The sequence below is a fragment of the Bradyrhizobium sp. 179 genome, from assembly GCF_023073535.1.
Lineage (GTDB): Bacteria > Pseudomonadota > Alphaproteobacteria > Rhizobiales > Xanthobacteraceae > Bradyrhizobium.
This window is the reverse complement of sequence record NZ_JADPJR010000028.1, coordinates 1-17,123: the sequence shown is the minus strand read 5'-3', so window position 1 is coordinate 17,123 and position 17,123 is coordinate 1. Positions and strand designations below refer to the sequence as shown.

At 64.5% G+C, this 17,123-nt stretch carries 20 protein-coding genes; 9 read left to right on the top strand and 11 right to left on the bottom strand.

What is annotated here, in order from left to right; genetic code table 11:
- The first annotated feature begins 13 nt into the window (after positions 1-13).
- From IVB12_RS05700 to IVB12_RS05685, 4 genes are all read left to right on the top strand, one after another.
- Positions 14-277 carry a hypothetical protein gene (locus tag IVB12_RS05700; RefSeq protein ID WP_247296488.1) on the top strand — a complete coding sequence of 88 codons (264 nt, stop codon included), beginning with the start codon at positions 14-16 and terminating at the stop codon, positions 275-277.
- A gap of 77 nt (positions 278-354) precedes the next feature.
- The gene (locus IVB12_RS05695) at positions 355-930 is read left to right on the top strand and encodes a hypothetical protein (protein WP_247296487.1); all 576 of its coding nucleotides are present in this window, start codon (positions 355-357) and stop codon (positions 928-930) included.
- Positions 931-943: 13 nt separating this feature from the next.
- Positions 944-1,498 carry a septation protein IspZ gene (locus IVB12_RS05690; RefSeq protein WP_247296485.1) on the top strand — a complete coding sequence of 185 codons (555 nt, stop codon included), beginning with the start codon at positions 944-946 and terminating at the stop codon, positions 1,496-1,498.
- A 106-nt stretch (positions 1,499-1,604) separates the two neighbouring features.
- The gene (locus IVB12_RS05685; RefSeq protein ID WP_247280643.1) at positions 1,605-1,901 is read left to right on the top strand and encodes a hypothetical protein; all 297 of its coding nucleotides are present in this window, start codon (positions 1,605-1,607) and stop codon (positions 1,899-1,901) included.
- A gap of 180 nt (positions 1,902-2,081) precedes the next feature.
- Here the strand turns inward: IVB12_RS05685 and IVB12_RS05680 are convergent, their stop codons facing one another.
- Entirely contained in the window at positions 2,082-3,737 is a 1,656-nt protein-coding gene (locus IVB12_RS05680) for a fumarate hydratase (protein ID WP_247296483.1), read from the bottom strand.
- Between the two features lie 209 nt (positions 3,738-3,946).
- On the opposite strand from IVB12_RS05680, the gene IVB12_RS05675 reads away from it, so the two are divergent.
- The 3 genes from IVB12_RS05675 to IVB12_RS05665 all read left to right on the top strand — a co-directional run bounded on the left by IVB12_RS05675 (position 3,947) and on the right by IVB12_RS05665 (position 5,610).
- Complete coding sequence (locus tag IVB12_RS05675; protein ID WP_247296481.1) at positions 3,947-4,420, top strand: hypothetical protein; 474 nt, start codon at positions 3,947-3,949, stop codon at positions 4,418-4,420.
- A 226-nt stretch (positions 4,421-4,646) separates the two neighbouring features.
- Positions 4,647-4,820: a hypothetical protein gene (locus IVB12_RS05670; RefSeq protein ID WP_247278050.1), complete on the top strand. Its 174-nt coding sequence runs from the start codon at positions 4,647-4,649 to the stop codon at positions 4,818-4,820.
- A 115-nt stretch (positions 4,821-4,935) separates the two neighbouring features.
- Entirely contained in the window at positions 4,936-5,610 is a 675-nt protein-coding gene (locus IVB12_RS05665) for an isoprenylcysteine carboxylmethyltransferase family protein (protein WP_247296479.1), read from the top strand.
- 26 nt (positions 5,611-5,636) lie between these two features.
- Here the strand turns inward: IVB12_RS05665 and IVB12_RS05660 are convergent, their stop codons facing one another.
- From IVB12_RS05660 to flgB, 10 genes are all read right to left on the bottom strand, one after another.
- On the bottom strand, positions 5,637-6,344 hold the full coding sequence (locus tag IVB12_RS05660; protein WP_247296476.1) for a glutathione S-transferase: 708 nt from the start codon (positions 6,342-6,344) through the stop codon (positions 5,637-5,639).
- Positions 6,345-6,421: 77 nt separating this feature from the next.
- The gene (locus IVB12_RS05655; protein WP_247296474.1) at positions 6,422-7,102 is read right to left on the bottom strand and encodes a lectin; all 681 of its coding nucleotides are present in this window, start codon (positions 7,100-7,102) and stop codon (positions 6,422-6,424) included.
- A 159-nt stretch (positions 7,103-7,261) separates the two neighbouring features.
- On the bottom strand, positions 7,262-8,251 hold the full coding sequence (locus IVB12_RS05650; RefSeq protein WP_247296472.1) for a Tim44 domain-containing protein: 990 nt from the start codon (positions 8,249-8,251) through the stop codon (positions 7,262-7,264).
- A gap of 216 nt (positions 8,252-8,467) precedes the next feature.
- Positions 8,468-11,050, bottom strand: a complete 2,583-nt coding sequence (locus tag IVB12_RS05645) for a PAS domain-containing protein (RefSeq protein ID WP_247296471.1) — start codon at positions 11,048-11,050, stop codon at positions 8,468-8,470.
- 154 nt (positions 11,051-11,204) lie between these two features.
- Positions 11,205-12,284 carry a flagellar biosynthesis protein FlhB gene (flhB, locus tag IVB12_RS05640; RefSeq protein WP_247296469.1) on the bottom strand — a complete coding sequence of 360 codons (1,080 nt, stop codon included), beginning with the start codon at positions 12,282-12,284 and terminating at the stop codon, positions 11,205-11,207.
- Positions 12,285-12,297: 13 nt separating this feature from the next.
- On the bottom strand, positions 12,298-13,068 hold the full coding sequence (gene fliR, locus IVB12_RS05635) for a flagellar biosynthetic protein FliR (RefSeq protein WP_247278056.1): 771 nt from the start codon (positions 13,066-13,068) through the stop codon (positions 12,298-12,300).
- A 17-nt stretch (positions 13,069-13,085) separates the two neighbouring features.
- Positions 13,086-13,349: a flagellar biosynthesis protein FliQ gene (gene fliQ, locus IVB12_RS05630; RefSeq protein ID WP_011088555.1), complete on the bottom strand. Its 264-nt coding sequence runs from the start codon at positions 13,347-13,349 to the stop codon at positions 13,086-13,088.
- 157 nt (positions 13,350-13,506) lie between these two features.
- Positions 13,507-13,815: a flagellar hook-basal body complex protein FliE gene (gene fliE / locus IVB12_RS05625; protein WP_122402438.1), complete on the bottom strand. Its 309-nt coding sequence runs from the start codon at positions 13,813-13,815 to the stop codon at positions 13,507-13,509.
- A gap of 16 nt (positions 13,816-13,831) precedes the next feature.
- Positions 13,832-14,257 (bottom strand): flagellar basal body rod protein FlgC, encoded by a 426-nt coding sequence (flgC, locus tag IVB12_RS05620; protein WP_247296466.1) that lies wholly within the window; start codon positions 14,255-14,257, stop codon positions 13,832-13,834.
- A 36-nt stretch (positions 14,258-14,293) separates the two neighbouring features.
- Positions 14,294-14,698: a flagellar basal body rod protein FlgB gene (gene flgB / locus IVB12_RS05615; protein WP_247296463.1), complete on the bottom strand. Its 405-nt coding sequence runs from the start codon at positions 14,696-14,698 to the stop codon at positions 14,294-14,296.
- Between the two features lie 352 nt (positions 14,699-15,050).
- On the opposite strand from flgB, the gene IVB12_RS05610 reads away from it, so the two are divergent.
- Positions 15,051-16,010, top strand: coding sequence for a flagellar biosynthetic protein FliO (locus tag IVB12_RS05610; RefSeq protein WP_247296461.1), 960 nt, complete (start codon positions 15,051-15,053; stop codon positions 16,008-16,010).
- Positions 16,007-16,765: a flagellar type III secretion system pore protein FliP gene (gene fliP, locus IVB12_RS05605; RefSeq protein WP_247296458.1), complete on the top strand. Its 759-nt coding sequence runs from the start codon at positions 16,007-16,009 to the stop codon at positions 16,763-16,765. The genes IVB12_RS05610 and fliP overlap by 4 nt, the downstream gene beginning before the upstream one ends.
- Positions 16,766-17,123: the final 358 nt, after the last annotated feature.

The window sequence follows — 17,123 nt, the reverse complement described above, 5'->3', positions numbered from 1 at the left end:
CAAGAGGTTCCACATGCACATGCCCTCGATCACAGCAGCCTGCCTCGCCGTCCTCGCTCTCTCCTGCGCCGCGCTCGCATTCGAGATGATCCGACTGAAGCGAAGCAGCCATACCATCTTCAACGGCGGCATCTTGCTCGCCGCGGCTCTTTTGAGCGCCGCAGCGGCGCCGATCCTGTCGCGCCTCCCCTGGGCGGAATTGGCCGAGGAGGCGTCCGAACAAGCCACTGCAGCAATTCATCTTCTAGAGGCCGCCTTCGTCATTTTGACACTGTAAAGATTTCGCTTGACCCAATTTTCGCGTTCGGCTACGTATCTTGACGTTGTAAAGATTCGGCCTGACCGAGGTGGCACATGGCGATTTTCCTGATCCTCGCGCCCTACGCCGTCTTCGCGTTGCTGATGCTGGTGACCTCGGCGACGATCAGCGTGTTCGCGGCCTCCGCGATCTGCCTCGCCACCGTTGCAATCGATGTCGCGCGCGGCCGCTCGGTGAAGATCCTGGCCGCAGGCTCGGCGGCCGTGTTCGCCGCAATCGGCCTCTATCTCGCACTGGTCCATCCCGGGCTCGGCACGCTCAGTGTCAAGCTGTCGGTCGATATCGGCATCTTCGTCATTTCACTCGGCTCGATGCTAGCCCGCCGTCCCTTCACGCTGCAATATGCGCTTGAATCGGTCCCGGCCGAAACCGCGGCGATGCCTGGCTTCCTTTACGCCAATTACGTCATAACCGGCGCCTGGACCGCAGCCGCGCTGTTGATGGCCGCCGCCAATCTCGTGCTGCTCTACGTCCCCGGGCTGCCGCTCTGGTCGAGTGTTGCGGTCGCCTTCGCCGCGCGCAACAGCGCAATCTACTTCACAAAGTGGTATCCCGAGTATCGCCAGATCAAGTACGGTACGCCCGCCCGCGCATTACGCAGCGCCCGCTGAACAGGGATCGACGATGAAGGACGTATTCGCTCGCCTCGCCTCCGACCTCTTTTCCGCCATCGTCTTCCTCGCCGTCTACCTCATCACCGACAACGTCATCCTGGCGACATCGGTGGCGATCGCCGGCGCAATCGCGCAGGTGATCTATGCCCGCGTCAAGGGCCAGCAGCTCAACTACATGACTTATGCGAGCCTCGCGCTCGTTGTTGGACTGGGCGCGATCACACTCTTGACCAATGATCCCCGCTTCATGCTGGCAAAGCCCGCGATCGCGCATTTCGCGATCGGCCTCATCATGCTCAAGCGCGGCTGGATGCTGCGCTACCTGCCGCCGATCGTCGTCGAGACCGTTCCGGAATATGTGACGGCTGCGGGCTATGCCTGGGCGGTGCTGATGTTCGTGATCGGGATCGGCATGATCGCCGTCGCATCGACCGGCGATCTGAAGCTGTGGGCGTTCTATCTCACCATCGTCGCAGGCGGCGCCAAGATCCTGGCCTTTGCCGTGCAGTACGTCGTGCTGCGCCTCATCGTCACCAGCCGCCGGCGCGGCGCTGCCCGCGCCTAATTGCCCCATCGGAGCGTTAGGCAGGAGCTGCGAGTTGGGTTATAGGCTCGCCACAGGACTGGCCGCGGATCGTCGCGGCCCGCCGGGCTTTGTTTGGGAGACGGGAATGGCCGTGGACGGCAACTGGAATCTGACCATGACGACGCCGATGGGCGAGCGCCAGGCGACGCTCAGCCTGAAGGCCGCGGGCGGCACGCTCACGGGCACGCAGGGTGCCGAAGGTAGTACCGCCGAGATTTTCGACGGCAACGTCAGCGGCGACAACGTCTCCTGGAAGGTCTCGATCACCAATCCGATGCCGCTCACGCTCGAATTCACCGGCACCGTCTCGGGCGACAGCATCAGTGGCGAGATGGGCATCGGCCCGATGGGTAGCTTCCCGTTCACGGGCACGCGCGCTTAAGGCCGGTCTGCCGTCCGCTGAGGGCGACAGGGCGCGCCTAAGCTTTTCCGCATCGTCATGGCCGGGAATGCTCGGCCATCCACGGGCTCGCAGCAGCAGAAGGTCCGTGCAATCCCGGGCATCACGGACTTGCGTAAGAGCACATGCACGCTCACCGGCGCCGCAAGCGAGGTGAGGCCGCTAGCCCAAATTCAATTCCTTGAAGAAATCATTCCCCTTGTCGTCGATGATGATGAACGCCGGGAAGTCGACGACTTCGATGCGCCAGATCGCTTCCATGCCGAGCTCGGGATATTCGAGCACCTCGACTTTCTTGATGCAGTGCTCGGCAAGGTTCGCGGCGGCGCCGCCGATCGAGCCGAGATAGAAGCCGCCATATTTCTTGCAGGCCTCGCGCACGGCCGGAGCACGGTTGCCTTTCGCCACCATCACCATCGAACCGCCCGCAGCTTGGAACTGGTCGACGAAGGAATCCATGCGGCCTGCGGTTGTCGGGCCGAACGCGCCGGAGGCATAGCCTTCGGGCGTCTTGGCTGGCCCGGCGTAATAGACCGGATGGTTCTTGAAATAGTCCGGCAGCGGCTCGCCCCTCTCCAGCCGCTCGCGCAGCTTGGCATGCGCGGAATCGCGCGCGACGATCATGGTGCCGGTCATCGAGACCCGCGTCTTGATCGGGTACTTAGAGAACGTCGCCAGAATGTCCTTCATGGGCTGGTTGAGATCGATCTTGACGACCTCGCCGCCGAGCGACTGCTCCACCTGCGGCAGGTATTGCGCCGGGTTGTGCTCGAGCTCCTCGAGATAAACGCCATCCTTCGTGATCTTGCCGAGCACCTGGCGGTCGGCCGAGCAGGACACGCCAAGCCCGATCGGCAGCGAGGCGCCATGACGCGGCATCCGGATCACGCGCACGTCGTGGCAGAAATATTTTCCGCCGAACTGCGCGCCCACTCCCAAGCTCTGCGTCATCTTGTGGATTTCCTTCTCCATCTCGACGTCGCGGAAGGCATTGCCGTCGGGCGAGCCGTGGGTCGGCAGCGCGTCGAGATAGCGGGCGGAGGCAAGCTTCACCGTCTTCATGCAGAGCTCGGCCGAGGTGCCGCCGATCACGATGGCGAGGTGATAGGGCGGGCACGCCGCGGTGCCGAGCGTCAGGATCTTTTCCTTCAGAAACGCGAGCAGCCGGTCCTTGGTCAGGACGGACGGCGTGGCCTGGAACAGAAAGCTTTTGTTGGCGGAGCCGCCGCCCTTTGCCATGAACATGAACTTGTAGGCGTCGTCGCCCTCGGCGTAGATCTCGCACTGCGCCGGCATGTTGTTGGCGGTGTTCTTCTCTTCAAACATCGAGAGCGGGGCGACCTGCGAGTAGCGCAGATTGCGGCGCAGATAAGCATCGCGCGCGCCCTCCGAGAGCGCCGCCTCGTCGTCGCCGTCGGTGATGACGTTGCAGCCCTTCTTGCCCATAATGATCGCGGTGCCGGTGTCCTGGCACATCGGCAGCACGCCGCCCGCGGCAATATTGGCGTTCTTCAAAAAGTCGAGGGCAACGAACTTGTCATTCGGGCTCGCCCCGCCGTCCTCCAGGATCGCGCGAAGCTGCTTCAGATGGCCCGGCCGCAGGTAATGGTTGATGTCGCCGAAAGCCGCCTCCGACAACGCCCGCAGCGCCTCGCGCGACACCACCAGCATGTCCTTGCCCAGCACCTTCTCAACCCTGATACCCTCGGACGAAATCTTCTTGTAGGGCGTCTCGTCCTTGCCCAGCGGGAACAGCGGGGTGTGCTTGTAGGGCGGAACGGGTTTTGACTGGTCGGGAAAGGCGGTGGGAGCGTTCATAGCGGATCTCGGGGTTTGGGGCCTCGTGGGCCCTCGGCATAGAAGCGTTCTAAGCCCATTTTGGACGGAAAAGAAAGGGACCGGGGCGCATGGGAGAGGGTGGCTAGGGGCTCGGGAAGGCATTGGCACGGCACGTGGAAAGGCCGGCGCCCACCCTTGCGCTTCGCGCCCGCCGACGCTTGAATGCGCGCCGCAAGAGGCTTTTCATCATGACATTGAACTTGAACCTCCGCGGCGCGATCCTGGTCGCCGCCGCCATCACCGGCCTTGTGGCCCTCACCTTCCCCGCGCGCGCCGACCGCTGCGACGACAGCGCCAAGGAGCTGGCGAACCAGGTCGATCGGCTCAAGGTGAATTTCCGGGCCGCCAACATCGTGTATTTGACGCACCCGGCGGCCAAGGAGCTGTCCGTTGGCTGCCGCGGCGACAAATATTCGATCGAGCTCTATGCCAAGGGCGATCGCAAGCCCAAACCAGAGTTCTATGCGCTGGTGGGGTCGATGGCGGCGATCGTCTTCACCGTGACGAAGGACGACACCACGACGGGCGCGACACGCTGCCTGAAGCGGATGGGCCTGCTGCGCGGCGATAAGATCAGCATGCGCTACCGGCGGCTCAACATGGAATGCACCCGCACCAAGTCGGACGCCTCCATCGCGATCACGCGCGGCAAAGACGAATAGGAGCCTTGCACGTTCTTGCCGCCGCGGTGCGAGCATCACGATGTTGCTCGCCGCATACGTCGTCATTGCGAGCCAACGGCGTCCGCGCCCCTTTCAAATCTTGCACTCGCGGAAGCAAAGAGAGCGCATCCACCGCGCCAATTCCCTCGCATTTTAGCAATTGCCTTGAAGGAAATTTCGCTCCTCACAGGGCAGGCTCGATTGCTTCCATGTGTGAGGATTGCGGATGAAGGTTTCCACCGTTGCGCCGCCGCCGATCGCGATCGTGGTTCCGAACTACGACACGACCAAGCAGCAGGACGATCAGGCCAAGGTTAAGGACGAGGATCCGACCTATAAGCCGCAGCCGCCCGCGCCGCTGCCGCCCGGTCAGGGTACGCGGATCGATCAGCTCGCCTGATCAGGCTTGCCAAGGCTGAAGCGCCCGATCCGGTCGATCGGGCCTTTGGTGCATCCGGCCGCATCTTTGCCGGATAGCGGGACCATGATCGTGCGGTCATCCCGGGATCCTGCGCATGATCGCACGCTTCCTGTTGCAGAACACGATCGTCGTCGTCGGCATGGGCGCGCTGTTGTTCGCCTCCGCCGGAACGTGGCACTGGCCTTCGGCCTGGGTGCTCCTCGCCACCTCTGCCCTGCTCGGTCCGCTCTGCGGCTGGTGGCTCTACCGGATCGATCCGGCGCTGCTCGCCGAACGTCTGCGGCCGGTTCTGCAACGGGATCAGCCCGTCGCCGACAAGATCTTCGTGACTGTCTTTGTCATCACGATGCTCGCCTGGCTGGCGCTGATAGGATTTGACCGACGCATTGGGTCCTCCGAGATGCCGGTTGCGTTCCAGGTCCTCGGCCTCGTGTTGTTCCTGGCCTCGACGCTGTTCACGATGTGGGTCTTCCGCGAGAACTCCTTTGCCGCCCCCGTGGTGAAGCTCCAGGCCGAGCGCGCACAGCGGGTGATCTCGACCGGCCCCTACGCCCACGTCCGCCATCCCATGTACAGCGGCATGATCCTGTTCTTCACCGGCGTGCCGCTGCTGCTGGGGTCGTGGTGGGGACTTGCGATGCTGCCGCTTTTCGCCGCTTTGTTTGCGGTCCGCATCGGGATCGAGGAGCGCACCTTGCGCGAGGGCCTGCCGGGCTATGCCGACTATGCGGCGCGGGTGCGCTATCGCCTCGTGCCGGGGCTCTGGTGAGGGCAATCCCACTGCCGTCCGACCGGCTAATTATCCAGCTCGCGATAGCGGCGGAAGATGCCCTGCTCGTTGAAGGGAATGCGGCGGTCGCTTTCGAGATAGGCCTTGATGTTCGGCCGCGCAGCGATGCGGTCGTGCAGGCCGACCAGGCCCGGAATATCCGTCTCGAACGCCTTCATGCGCCTGGGGAAGGCATAGCGCAGCCCCGCGACGATCTGGAACAGCGAGAGGTCGACATAGGTCAGTCGGCGGCCGGTGACATAGGTGCCGCCACTCTCGGTGAGAATCTGCTCGAAATAGCCGAGATATTTCGGCACGCGCTCGCTCCAGAAATCGGCGGTGCGCTTCTTCGCCGCTGGCTTCTGGTCCTCGTAATAGTGCGAGGGTCCGAGCGGATGATGGGTGTCGTGGATCTCGACGACGAGGTCGGCGACGGTGAGCTGGAGCTGGTGCACCCAGAGCCTGCCGCCTTCGGTCTTCGGCGCAAGGCCATGGCGGGCACCGAGATAGAGCAGGATGTTGGCGGTCTGGCCGATGACGAGCTTGCCCGCTTTCAGGAACGGCGGGGCAAAGGGCGGCGTGCCTTCACGCGCATTCATCATCTTCATCATCGCAGCCGTTCCGCCCGGCCCGCGTACGACGTCGACATAAGCGGCGCCCGCCTCCTCCAGCGCCAGCCGCACATATTCACCGCGGCCCTGGATCTCGGGCCAGTAATAGAGCTCGTATTTCATGGAGACCGTCCGTGATTGCGTTGCGGCAAGTCAGTACGCAACCACGAACGCCATGACGTGAGAAGGAGTTCCGCGCCTCAATTCGCCGCAAAACAATAGAACAGGCCGTCGCCGCCGGTGCTCTTCAGATCGGCCTGCGAGCAGCCGCCGTCGGGACCGCGGGACGGGTGAGAGCTGTTCCACGATTTCGAGGCCTCATCGTCGCGCAAGCCTCGTCGATCGAGATGGCCGACCATCGCCGCGCCTTGTGTGCTCGATGTCCAGTTCTTGCAGGTGCGATCGTCCGGACCGCCAAACGCGGTGCCGTCTGGTTGCGATCCCGTGAGGACGTCATGCCGGTTTGGCTGGTCGCCAACACCATTGATCCCCTCGCCCTTCTCGCTGAGGGCGGTCTGCTTGGTGAGGTTGTTGGCCGGGCTGTGCAGATCGGCAACGTCCTTCGCAATCACCGCGCCCTTGGCGTTCTGCCACGGTCCCTTGCCGATGCGGTCTCGGGCGTTGATTGCCGGCTTGCCGTCGGCGGCCTGGGTCGAGAGATAGGCGCGCCAGGTTTTGTTGCCTGCGCCGGCGGCCTGAGCGAGCTTCTGGCAGTGCGCGTCGGCTCCCTCGAGGCCGCCGAGATCGGCGCCCTTGCCGAGGCCGCTTGAGGTCACGAAAAAGGTCATGTCGGCCGATTGTGCCAGCGCCGATGGGGCCGCAAGCAAGGCCAATACGAGTGCGAGGCCTGAAATCGCCAGGGATTTCTCGGTGCGGATCATGGTGTCCTCCTGTTGTGGTTGTCGTTGGCCGCCTGATTTCAACCCGACGCACGCCTGCTTATTCCGATGCGGCGATGCGAGGCGCCGCAAAGAAGAGACGCGCAAAAGAAAAGGCGCCGTGCCGGAGCACGACGCCTTGGTTTCTCATGTCACGAGCGATCAGTTGGTCTGCTGGATCGCCGACAATTCCCAGCCGGTGCCCGGCCGGCGGGCGAACGTCCAGATTTCGGTCGCCTCGCCCGGCTGCTCGCTGCCGGCAACGACTGCGCCGGTGTTGCGGTCGACCGTCTTGTCGGTGAGAGCGAAGCGCAGCGCCACCGTGGCGTAGTCCGTCTCGCCTTCGCGCCAGGCCTCCGCGAGGTCGCCCTGCAACAGCTTGACGTTGGTCACCTTGTTGACGACGTTGCGCGCGCGGTTCTGGGCGAGGTCCTGCTCGAAGTAGGAGACCATCTCCGGCGTCGCGAGCGTGTGCAGCTTGGCGACGTCCTCGTTCGACCATGCGGTCTGGACTTCGCCGAGCAGGCGCTCGAATGCTTCATAGTCGTCAGGCTTGATCTCGAGCGGCGCGTTGTTGGCGCCGAAGCCCAAGCCACCGAGACCGCTGCGATAGTTCGGCTGGGGTCCGGGACCTGCGCCCGCATCAGCATTGGCATAGGCCGCCTGCGGCGAGTGACGGCGCTGCCACCAGGACATCGCCAGCCGCACCACGAGCACCACCAGCGCGATCTGGATGATCAGGCCCAGGATCGAGGACAGGCCGCCGAGGCCGCCGAACAGACCGCCGCCGAACAGCATGCCGAGCAGGCCTGCGCCGAGGAAGCCGGCCGCAAGGCCGCCCAGGAAGCCGCCGCCGCGACCGAACAGGCCGCCGCGCGCCGGCGCGGTCGCGGCCGAATTCATGCCTGCGCCCGGCTGGGTGTAAGTGCGGTTGAACTGCGAGGTCGAGCCCGGCGCGGTCGTGGTCGATGGCGGCGCCGAATACGTCCGCGAGCCGCGCGAACCCGAGGAGAAGCCGCCGCCGGCGCGGGCGTCGGCAGACGAGATCGCCAGCGCGGTCGGCAGCGCAAGCGCCAGCACGACGGCAATCGCCTTGAAGACACTGCGGGAGCGTTGCGAGAAAGTCATGTGCGTTTCCCAAATCCCCGGCATGGGGACGTGCGCTTAAGATGGGCAGACTTCCCGAAAAGTGAAGCGGGTTTCGGAACCTGTGGCTGCGGCCCTCAGTCGCGGGGATGTGGCAAAAGCCCATATTTGGCGAGGGTTTGGCCGGGTAAACGGGAACGGGGGGTCGCCGGATACCGGCGGTTTGCAATGCGATTTCCGCTTTCTCCCTCGTCATTGCGGAATGACTGGAGAGGGCGCGCCTCACCCCGCCTTCGTCATCGTCTCCTTCACCGCCGCCACGAGCTGGCTGAGCGTGAACGGTTTTGGCAGGAAGTCGAACTGCTGGCCTTCGGGGAGGCTCTTCTCGAACGCATCCTCGGCGTAGCCGGAGACGAAGATGAACTTGATATCCGGGTTCTTCTCCCGCATCGCCGTCAGCAGCGTCGGGCCGTCCATCTCCGGCATCACCACGTCGGAGACGACGAGATCGATCGCGCCGCTCTGCTCCTCCAGCACCTCCATGGCCTCGACGCCGTTCTCGGCCTCGACCACCGTGTAGCCGCGCGAGCGCAGGCCGCGTGCATTGAGGGCGCGCAGGCCCTCTTCGTCTTCGACGAGAAGGATGGTGCCCTGGCCAGTGAGATCGGTGCGCGGCTTGGCCTCCGCCACAGGTGCGGCGTCCTTCGCGGCGCCATTGCTCGCGCTGACCACGGCTGCGGGCTGCTCGACCTGTAGCTCCGGCTCGGCATGATGGCGCGGCAGGAAGATATGGAACGAGGTGCCCTGCCCCGGTTCGGAATCGACGTAGATAAAACCGCCGGTCTGCTTGACGATGCCGTAAACGGTGGAAAGCCCGAGGCCGGTGCCCTTGCCCACCTCTTTCGTTGAGAAGAACGGCTCGAAAATCTTGTCGCGGATATCGGCGGGGATGCCTGTGCCGGTGTCGGCGACCTCGATCCGGACATAGTCCGCGGCCGGCATGCCCTTGTAGGCGAGCTTGCCGGCATCGTCGCTGGTGACGTTGGCGGTGCGGATGATCAGCTTGCCACCATCAGGCATGGCATCGCGCGCGTTCACCGCGAGGTTGACGATCACCTGCTCGAATTGAGAGACGTCGACCTTTACCGGCCACAGGTCGCGGCCGTGGACGAGATCGAGCTTGACCTTCTCGCCGATCAGCCGGCGCAGCAGCATGGTAAGATCGCTCAAAGCATCGCCGAGATCGAGCACCTGCGGCCGCAAAGTCTGCCGACGCGAGAACGCCAGCAGCTGCCGCACCAGGGTGGCGGCGCGCGTCGCGTTCTGCTTGATCTGCATGATGTCCTGGAACGACGGATCGGTCGGTTTGTGCGCGTTCAGCAGGAAATCGTTCGCCATCATGATGGCGGAGAGGACGTTGTTGAAGTCGTGGGCGATGCCGCCGGCGAGCTGGCCGACGGTCTCCATCTTCTGCGACTGGTTGATCTGGTTCTCCAGCGCGCGCCGCTCGGTGGTCTCGAGCATGTGCACGATGGCGGCTTCCGCGTCATTCTCGGCCGAATCGACCGGCGTGACGAAGAACTGGCCCCAGCGCTCCTTGGTCCCTTCCAGCGCCACTTCGACCGGCGCGACGTCGGCCTGGCCTTCGGCGGCCTGGTTGATGGCCGCGATCAAAAGGTGCCTGTCGCGCGAACTGACCGCGCGGAAGATCGACTTGGAGGCGCTGTCGAGCCCCAAGGCCTGCCCAAGCTTGGCGTAGCGGGCGTTGGCGCGCACGACGTTGCCGGCGCGGTCGACGGTCGCGATTGCCATCGGCGTGTGGTCGAAGAAGCGCATGAAGCGCACTTCGGCGGCGCGGTCGGGATCGCTGCGCTCGTCGCGGGCACGGCTGATCACGAGCGTGCGCGACGGCCCCGGCGTGCCGTCGGCGCCGAAGGCAAGCTTGTGATAGAGCCGCACCGGCATGGTCTTGCCCGTGCGCATGCGCAGGTCGATATCGAAGACCTCGATCTTCACCTCGCCGGGTACCGCCACGATCGAGGTCAGCAGCGAGGCGCCGTCGCCGGAGACGATGTCGGTAAGCTTCAATCCGCCCGAGCCGATCTCGGCGAGGTCGTAATCGAGCCAGTTCGCCAGCGTCGCGTTGACATAAGCGAGCTCGCCGGCTGGATTGACCGAGAAGAAGCCGCACGGCGCGTGATCGAGATATTCGATCGCGTGCTGGAGCTCCTGGAACACGTCCTCCTGGCGCTCCCGATCGCGGGTGATGTCGGCGATCGACCACACCGCATATTTCGCTTCGCGTTTGCCGGTGCCGAGCGGGCGCACCCTCATGCGCAGCCAGCGGCCCTGGTTGCCGTCATGACCGGAGATGCGCACCTCCTCCTGCTGCCGCTTGCCTTCGCGGGCGGCTTTGAGCAGGCGGAACACGGCTTCGGAGACGTCGGGGTTGCCGATAAAGACGCGCTCGACCGGACGCACGTCCTGTGGACCGGTGGCGCCGGTCAACGTCAGATAGGCCGCGTTGGAATAGACCACATGGCCGCGCGCATCGGTGACCGCGAGCCCGTCGAACGCGTGATCGGAGATGCGGCCGATGATGGGATCGTCGAGATTGCGGTCAGCGAAGCGGATGATGCCGGCGGCGAAAGCGAACAGGTTGAACAGGCCGACCATCGCCAGCACGGCGAGGATGCCGAGAATATAGGGCTGCGCCTGCGCGCGCCCGAGCGTCATTAGCCCGACGGCGACCGCGACGAGCCCGGCGGCCACCAGCAGCACGAGCGCGATGCTGCCCGAGCGCGGCGACGGCTCATGCGCCGCAACGGGCTCGCGTGACAGGTCGTGGTCGGTCTCAGCAGTCATTTCACGCTGGCGTAGCCTGTCGGCAGAGAATCAACGCGCTACAGGGCGCGCAGGGTCCTCCCTGCCTGAATCGGACCCGAAGGCGCAAGGGCAGCAGGGGCGAAAGGTACGCTGATTCCCAGATTACGGCCATTCCCGGTACTTTCCGCGCATTTTATCCCCGCCCGACGCTGAATCCGCGCTTCAGCCGCATCACGTAGCCGATGACTTCGGCGACCGCATGGTAGTGCTCGGTCGGGATTTCCTCATCGATGTCGACAGTAGCGTAGAGCGCGCGGGCGAGCGGCACGTTCTCGACGATCGGAATGTCGTGCTCGCGCGCGATTTCCCGGATCTTGAAGGCGAGGTTGTCGACGCCCTTGGCGACGCAGACCGGCGCCGACATGCCGCGCTCGTAGGACAGCGCCACCGAATAGTGCGTCGGGTTGGTGATGATCACGGAGGCCTTGGGAACCGCCGCCATCATGCGCTTCTTGGCGCGCTGCTGCCGCAGTTGCCGGATCTTGCCCTTGATGTGCGGGTCGCCTTCGGACTGCTTGTACTCTTCCTTGATCTCCTGGAGCGACATCTTCTGCCGCTGGAACCAGCTTCGGTACTGGAAGAAATAGTCGGCGATGGCGACGATCGCGAGCGCCGCCACCACTGCCCCGAGCAGATGGATGGTCATGCTGGTGGTGGCTCCGAGCATGGCGGCCGGATCGAGCTTGACCATCGCTTCCATGCGGTGCCGCTCCGGCCACAGGATCATGGCCATGACCACGCCGAGCCCGATCAGCTTGCCGAGACCTTTCAGGAAGTTCGCCGCCGCCTGCTTGCCGAAGATGCGCTTGAAGCCAGCACCGGGCGAGATTTTGCTGAATTTGGGTTTCAGCGATTCGGCGGACCACACCAGGCGATGCTGGAGCATGTTGCCGGCAATCGCCGCCAGTATCAGCATCAAGAGGGGCACGCCGATCGCGGCGAGCACGGCGAACTCGATCTGCTGCATCAGCGCGAGCAGAGCCCTGCCGTCGGTCTTGATCATCCAGGAATTGGCGAGCAGGTTGCGCATCGGCGTCAAGAGCCCGCTGCCGACCGAGGCCGAGAAGGTCGAGACCACGAGCGTGCCGCCCGCCATCATGAACCAGGTGTTGATCTCCTGGCTCTTGGCGACGTCGCCGCGTTCGAGTGCATCGTCGAGGCGCTTTTGCGTCGGGTCTTCTGTTTGACTCTCGGGATCGTTGTCGTCCGCCATCGATCGATCCCTATTACTTGAGCGGCATCATCTGGTGCATGACACCGATGAAGTAATCCAGATACGTACCCATCATCGCCGTGAGCACCACGGCGAGCACCAGAAAGCCCGCGAAGATCGACAGCGGCACGCCGACGAAATAGACCTGCATCTGCGGCATCAGCCGCGCCAGCACCCCGAGCCCGATGTTGAAGACGAGGCCGAACACCAGAAACGGTCCGGAGAGCTGCAAGCCGAGGCGAAACGCGGCGGCGAAGGCCCGCGTTGCCAGCGAGGCGACATCGCCGCTCGAGACGGTCTCGCCCGGTGCGAAGATCGTGTAGCTGTCGTTCAGCGCCGCGATCACCAGATGATGGCTGTCGGTGGCAAACAACAATGTCACGCCCAGCATGGTCAGGAAATTGCCGACCAGCACGCCCTGCTGTCCCTGCGTCGGATCGACCGAGGTGACGAAGCCGAGTCCCATCTGCTGCGCGATCACGGAGCCGGCGACTTGCAGGGCCGAGAGCGTCACACGAGCGGTCGCACCCAGCACGATGCCGATCGCGATCTCATGCAGCATGAGCACCAGGAGCGGCGCGAGCGAGCCCATGTCGACCTGGTAGGCATTGCGATGCAGCGGCAGGATGATCAGCGTGAGCAGCAGCGCGATCGACAGCTTGATCCGCGTCGGAATGTTGGTCTCGCCCAGACCCGGCAGCAGCATCACCATCGCACCGACCCGGGCGAAGGCGAGCATGAAGGAAGCGGCAAGCGCCGGCAGCAGCGAGATGTCGATGCGCATGACCGACGCATTGTGCCTCAGCCGCCGATGATTCGCGACGAGATCCGCAGCATGTGGGCATGGAGCGAGTCGGCCATGAACGGTAGCGCCAATAGCATCGTGGCGAAGATGGCCAGGATCTTCGGCACGTAGATCAGCGTCTGTTCCTGGATCTGCGTCAGCGCCTGGAACAGCGACACGATGACGCCAACCACGAGGCCGACCACCATCAGCGGTGACGACACGATCACGATGGTCCAGATCGCATCGCGCGCGACGTCGAGGGTTTCGGGTCCGGTCATGACACAGTTCCTTTGTTCAAGTCTCATCCTCATCATTCTGACGGGACGGAATGTTCTCTCCCCGTCATTGCGAGCGTAGCGAAGCAAATCCAGACTGCCGTCTGCGGAAAGATTCTGGATTGCTTCGCTGCGCTCGCAATGACGACGGAGGCCGAAATCAGATCGGCATCTTCATGATGTCCTCATAGGCCGCGATCACGCGATCGCGGACCGAAACCAGCGTGGACACCGCGACGTCGGTGTCGGCAACCGCCGTCACTACGTCCATCACGTTGGCCTTGCCAGCGGCCATCGCCACCGTCTGCGCGTCGGACTTGCGGCCGGACTCCATGACGCTGCCGACCGCGTCTTTCAGCAGTGAAGCGAAGGATTGCCCGCTGGGCTCGCTGCCCTTGCCGGCGCCGCTGTTCTCCAGCACGCGGGCGAGATTGGCGTAAGCATTGGCGGCGATTGTCGGTGATGCCATGACTCAGATGTCCTGTTCAGCTCTTGAGGATGTCGAGCGTGCGCTGGATCATCCGGCGCGTCGCACTGATGATGTTGAGATTGGCCTCGTAGGACCGCTGCGCGTCACGCATGTCCGTCATCTCGACCACCGAGTTCACGTTGGGATATTTGACATTACCGCTCGCATCGGCGGCCGGATTATTCGGCTCGTATTTGACGCGGAAGCTGGACTGGTCCGGCTTGATCCTGCCGAGGGTGACAACCTGCGCGTCGAGCGTGCGGTCGAGCGCGGACGAAAAGGTCGGCACCTTGCGCCGGTAGGGCTCGCCGCCAGCGGTCTGCGAGGTCGAATCCGCGTTCGCGATGTTCTCCGAGATCACCCGCATGCGGCCGGCCTGCGCCCGCAGGCCGGAGGTCGCGATCGCCATCGAGCGGGCAAAGTCGCTGCTGTCATTCGCCATGATGCGTCTCTAGCTCTTCCGTTCCGGGATCATGCTCTAGCCCTTGCCGATCGCGGTCTTGAGCAGACGCAGGCTCTTGGAATAGAGCGAGGTCGCCGCCGCGTAGTCCATCTGGTTGCTGGCGGCCTTCATCATCTCCTCTTCAAGATTGACGGCGTTGCCGGCAGGGCGAGTCTCAAAACCCGCATTCTTGTTCTGGTCGAATGCGGAGGCCGCCCCTAGCGGCGTCATGTGAGAGGCGCTGGTGCGGGCCAGGGCCAGCGGCCCCATCGAGCCCGTGACGGCGCCGGTCCTGTCGAACTTAGGCTCGACCAGGTCGCGCGGCCGGAATTTGGGGGTATCGGAGTTGGAGACGTTCTCGGACAGGACGCGCTGGCGCTCCTGGTGCCACTGCATCTTGGTCCGAAGCGCTGACAGCACCGGGAGGTCGTTAATGGACATCGTTGCGGCTCCTTCCGCCCCTTGCGGACCTTGAGATCCGAAGCTAGGCAGAATTTGCCGCCTGTATGGTTAACAGCTGGTTAAAGATATCACAGGCACCGGTTCCCCGATGGACACGACAGGCGGGCAGTTCCGATTCGGCCTTTCCAAAAGTGGCATTAACCCAACCATTTGGCGGCGCGTACACGGGCCAAGAAGTCGTTTTGGATCGAGCGATTCATGGGTTATTAAGAGTTGGGGACGGCAAAACTTGCCGTGGAACGTTAAGAGATCGCAGTTTGGGGCATCGTATGCCGGTGGTTGGCGCGTCTGACCACGGGCACGAGAAAAGCGCCATTTGTCGGGGACAAGTATGCAAGGCAGCCCTATCACCTTCATCGTCGCGTTCATCGTCGTTCTGGCGTTGATCGGCGTCGCTGCATGGCTGGTTCGCCGATTCGCCAGCAGCCGGCTGGGCGCCAACACCCAGCGCGGCAGGATGCCCCGGCTCGCCGTGATCGATGCCGCCGCCGTCGACGGACGGCGGCGCCTAGTGCTGGTCCGGCGCGACAATGTCGAGCATCTCCTGATGATCGGCGGCCCGACGGACATCGTTGTCGAGCCCAATATCGTTCGCGCCGGGTCCGGCCGCGACCAGTTTCCGCAGCGCTCCAGCGCTGCCGAAGCGCCGCGCCTCGCCCCCATGCCCGATTCCGGCGCCTGGGCCGACGAAGCGCCGCGACCCGAACTGCTCGATCACCCCGAGCCGCAAATGCCCGAGCCGCCGCCACGGCCCGCGCGGCCGTCCTTCGTCGACGAGGTGCGCCGGCCCGCTCCCGCGCCGGCCGAACGCCGCAGCGATCCCCTGGCCGGCTTTCCGCCCGAGCCGATCGCGCCACGGCCCGAGCGCGAACCACGGCCCGAGCCGCTGCCGCCGCGCATCGCCCGCAGCGAGCCGCCGTTGATGCCGCGTCCGCCGCGCCACAACGACCCGGGAAAGGTGCCGCCGGTGCGCGCCGAGCGTGCGGCGCCGCCGCCACCGATTCCGCAGGCGGCTCCGCCGGCCCCTGCCCCGGCCGCTACGCCCTCGAGCGCCGAGCAGAATCTCGCCGAAATGGCCCAGCGGCTCGAAGCTGCGCTGCGACGCCCGGCTGGCGAAACGGTCGCGCCTCCGGTTGCGCCGGAGCCACCGGCCGCTCCCCCGCGCGCGGCACGCAGCGAGCCGCCGGCGCCACCGGCCCCGCCGGCAAAGCCCGCCACGGAAAAGACCAGCTTTGAAAATCTCGAAGACGAGATGGCGTCCCTGCTCGGCCGTCCGAAGCCGTCTTCGTGAGGTTGCCGGCCCTCCCGCGTAGAGTTCTTTTTCTTTCTGTCCTGATCGGCGCGGTCTCCCTCGCGAGCCTTTCGCATGCGCAGGACGTCAGCATCAATCTCGGCGGAGGTCCGGGTGGCGGCGGCGTCACCGAGCGGGCGATCCAGCTCATCGCCCTGCTCACGGTGCTGTCGATCGCGCCGTCGATCCTGATCATGATGACGTCGTTCACGCGCATTGTGGTCGTGCTGTCGCTGCTGCGCACCGCTATGGGCACGGCGACCGCCCCGCCGAACTCGGTGATCATTGCGCTGGCGATGTTCCTCACCTTCTTCGTGATGGGGCCGGTCCTGCAGAAATCCTACGACGAGGGCATCCGGCCGCTCGTCGCCAACCAGATCGGCGTCGAGGACGCACTCCAGCGCGCCTCGGTGCCCTTGCGCGGCTTCATGCAGAAGAACGTGCGCGAGAAGGACCTCAAGCTGTTCCTGGATCTCTCCGGCGAGGCCCTGCCGGCCACGCCTGACGATCTCGCACTGCGCATCCTGGTCCCCGCCTTCATGATCTCCGAGCTGAAGCGCGCCTTCGAGATCGGCTTCCTTTTGTTTCTACCCTTCCTGATCATCGACCTCGTCGTTGCCTCAGTGCTGATGTCGATGGGCATGATGATGCTGCCACCAGCAACGATCTCGCTGCCGTTCAAGCTGATCTTCTTCGTGCTGGTCGACGGCTGGTCGCTGGTGGCGGGAAGCCTGGTGCAGAGCTACGGGGGATGATGGGGCGTTCGGCGGCAGCTTCGCGCGACGGATCCTCTCCACTCCAGCGCTGGCCTCTCCCCGTCATGTATGGACGGCCCCCTCTCGGCAAGGGCTTTTTGCTGCTTCGGCAAACGGATCGGGGAGCGGTCATGTATATGGCCTCGAGATGCGGCCATTGACCGCGGGCCCTGATGGAGATCGCAGATCGAATTCCAATCATTGCGGCGCGCTGTAACGCGCGATGACGGCGCGGAGTGTTTCGATCTCGGTTTCCTGGCCATTTGCCATCACACCTTAAGTGCCCTTCCGATAGGCGTGGAGCGCGAGCGCGGCGGCTGTTGCCCCTCAACTAGGCCGCAGCCGGCGCGCTCGCGCG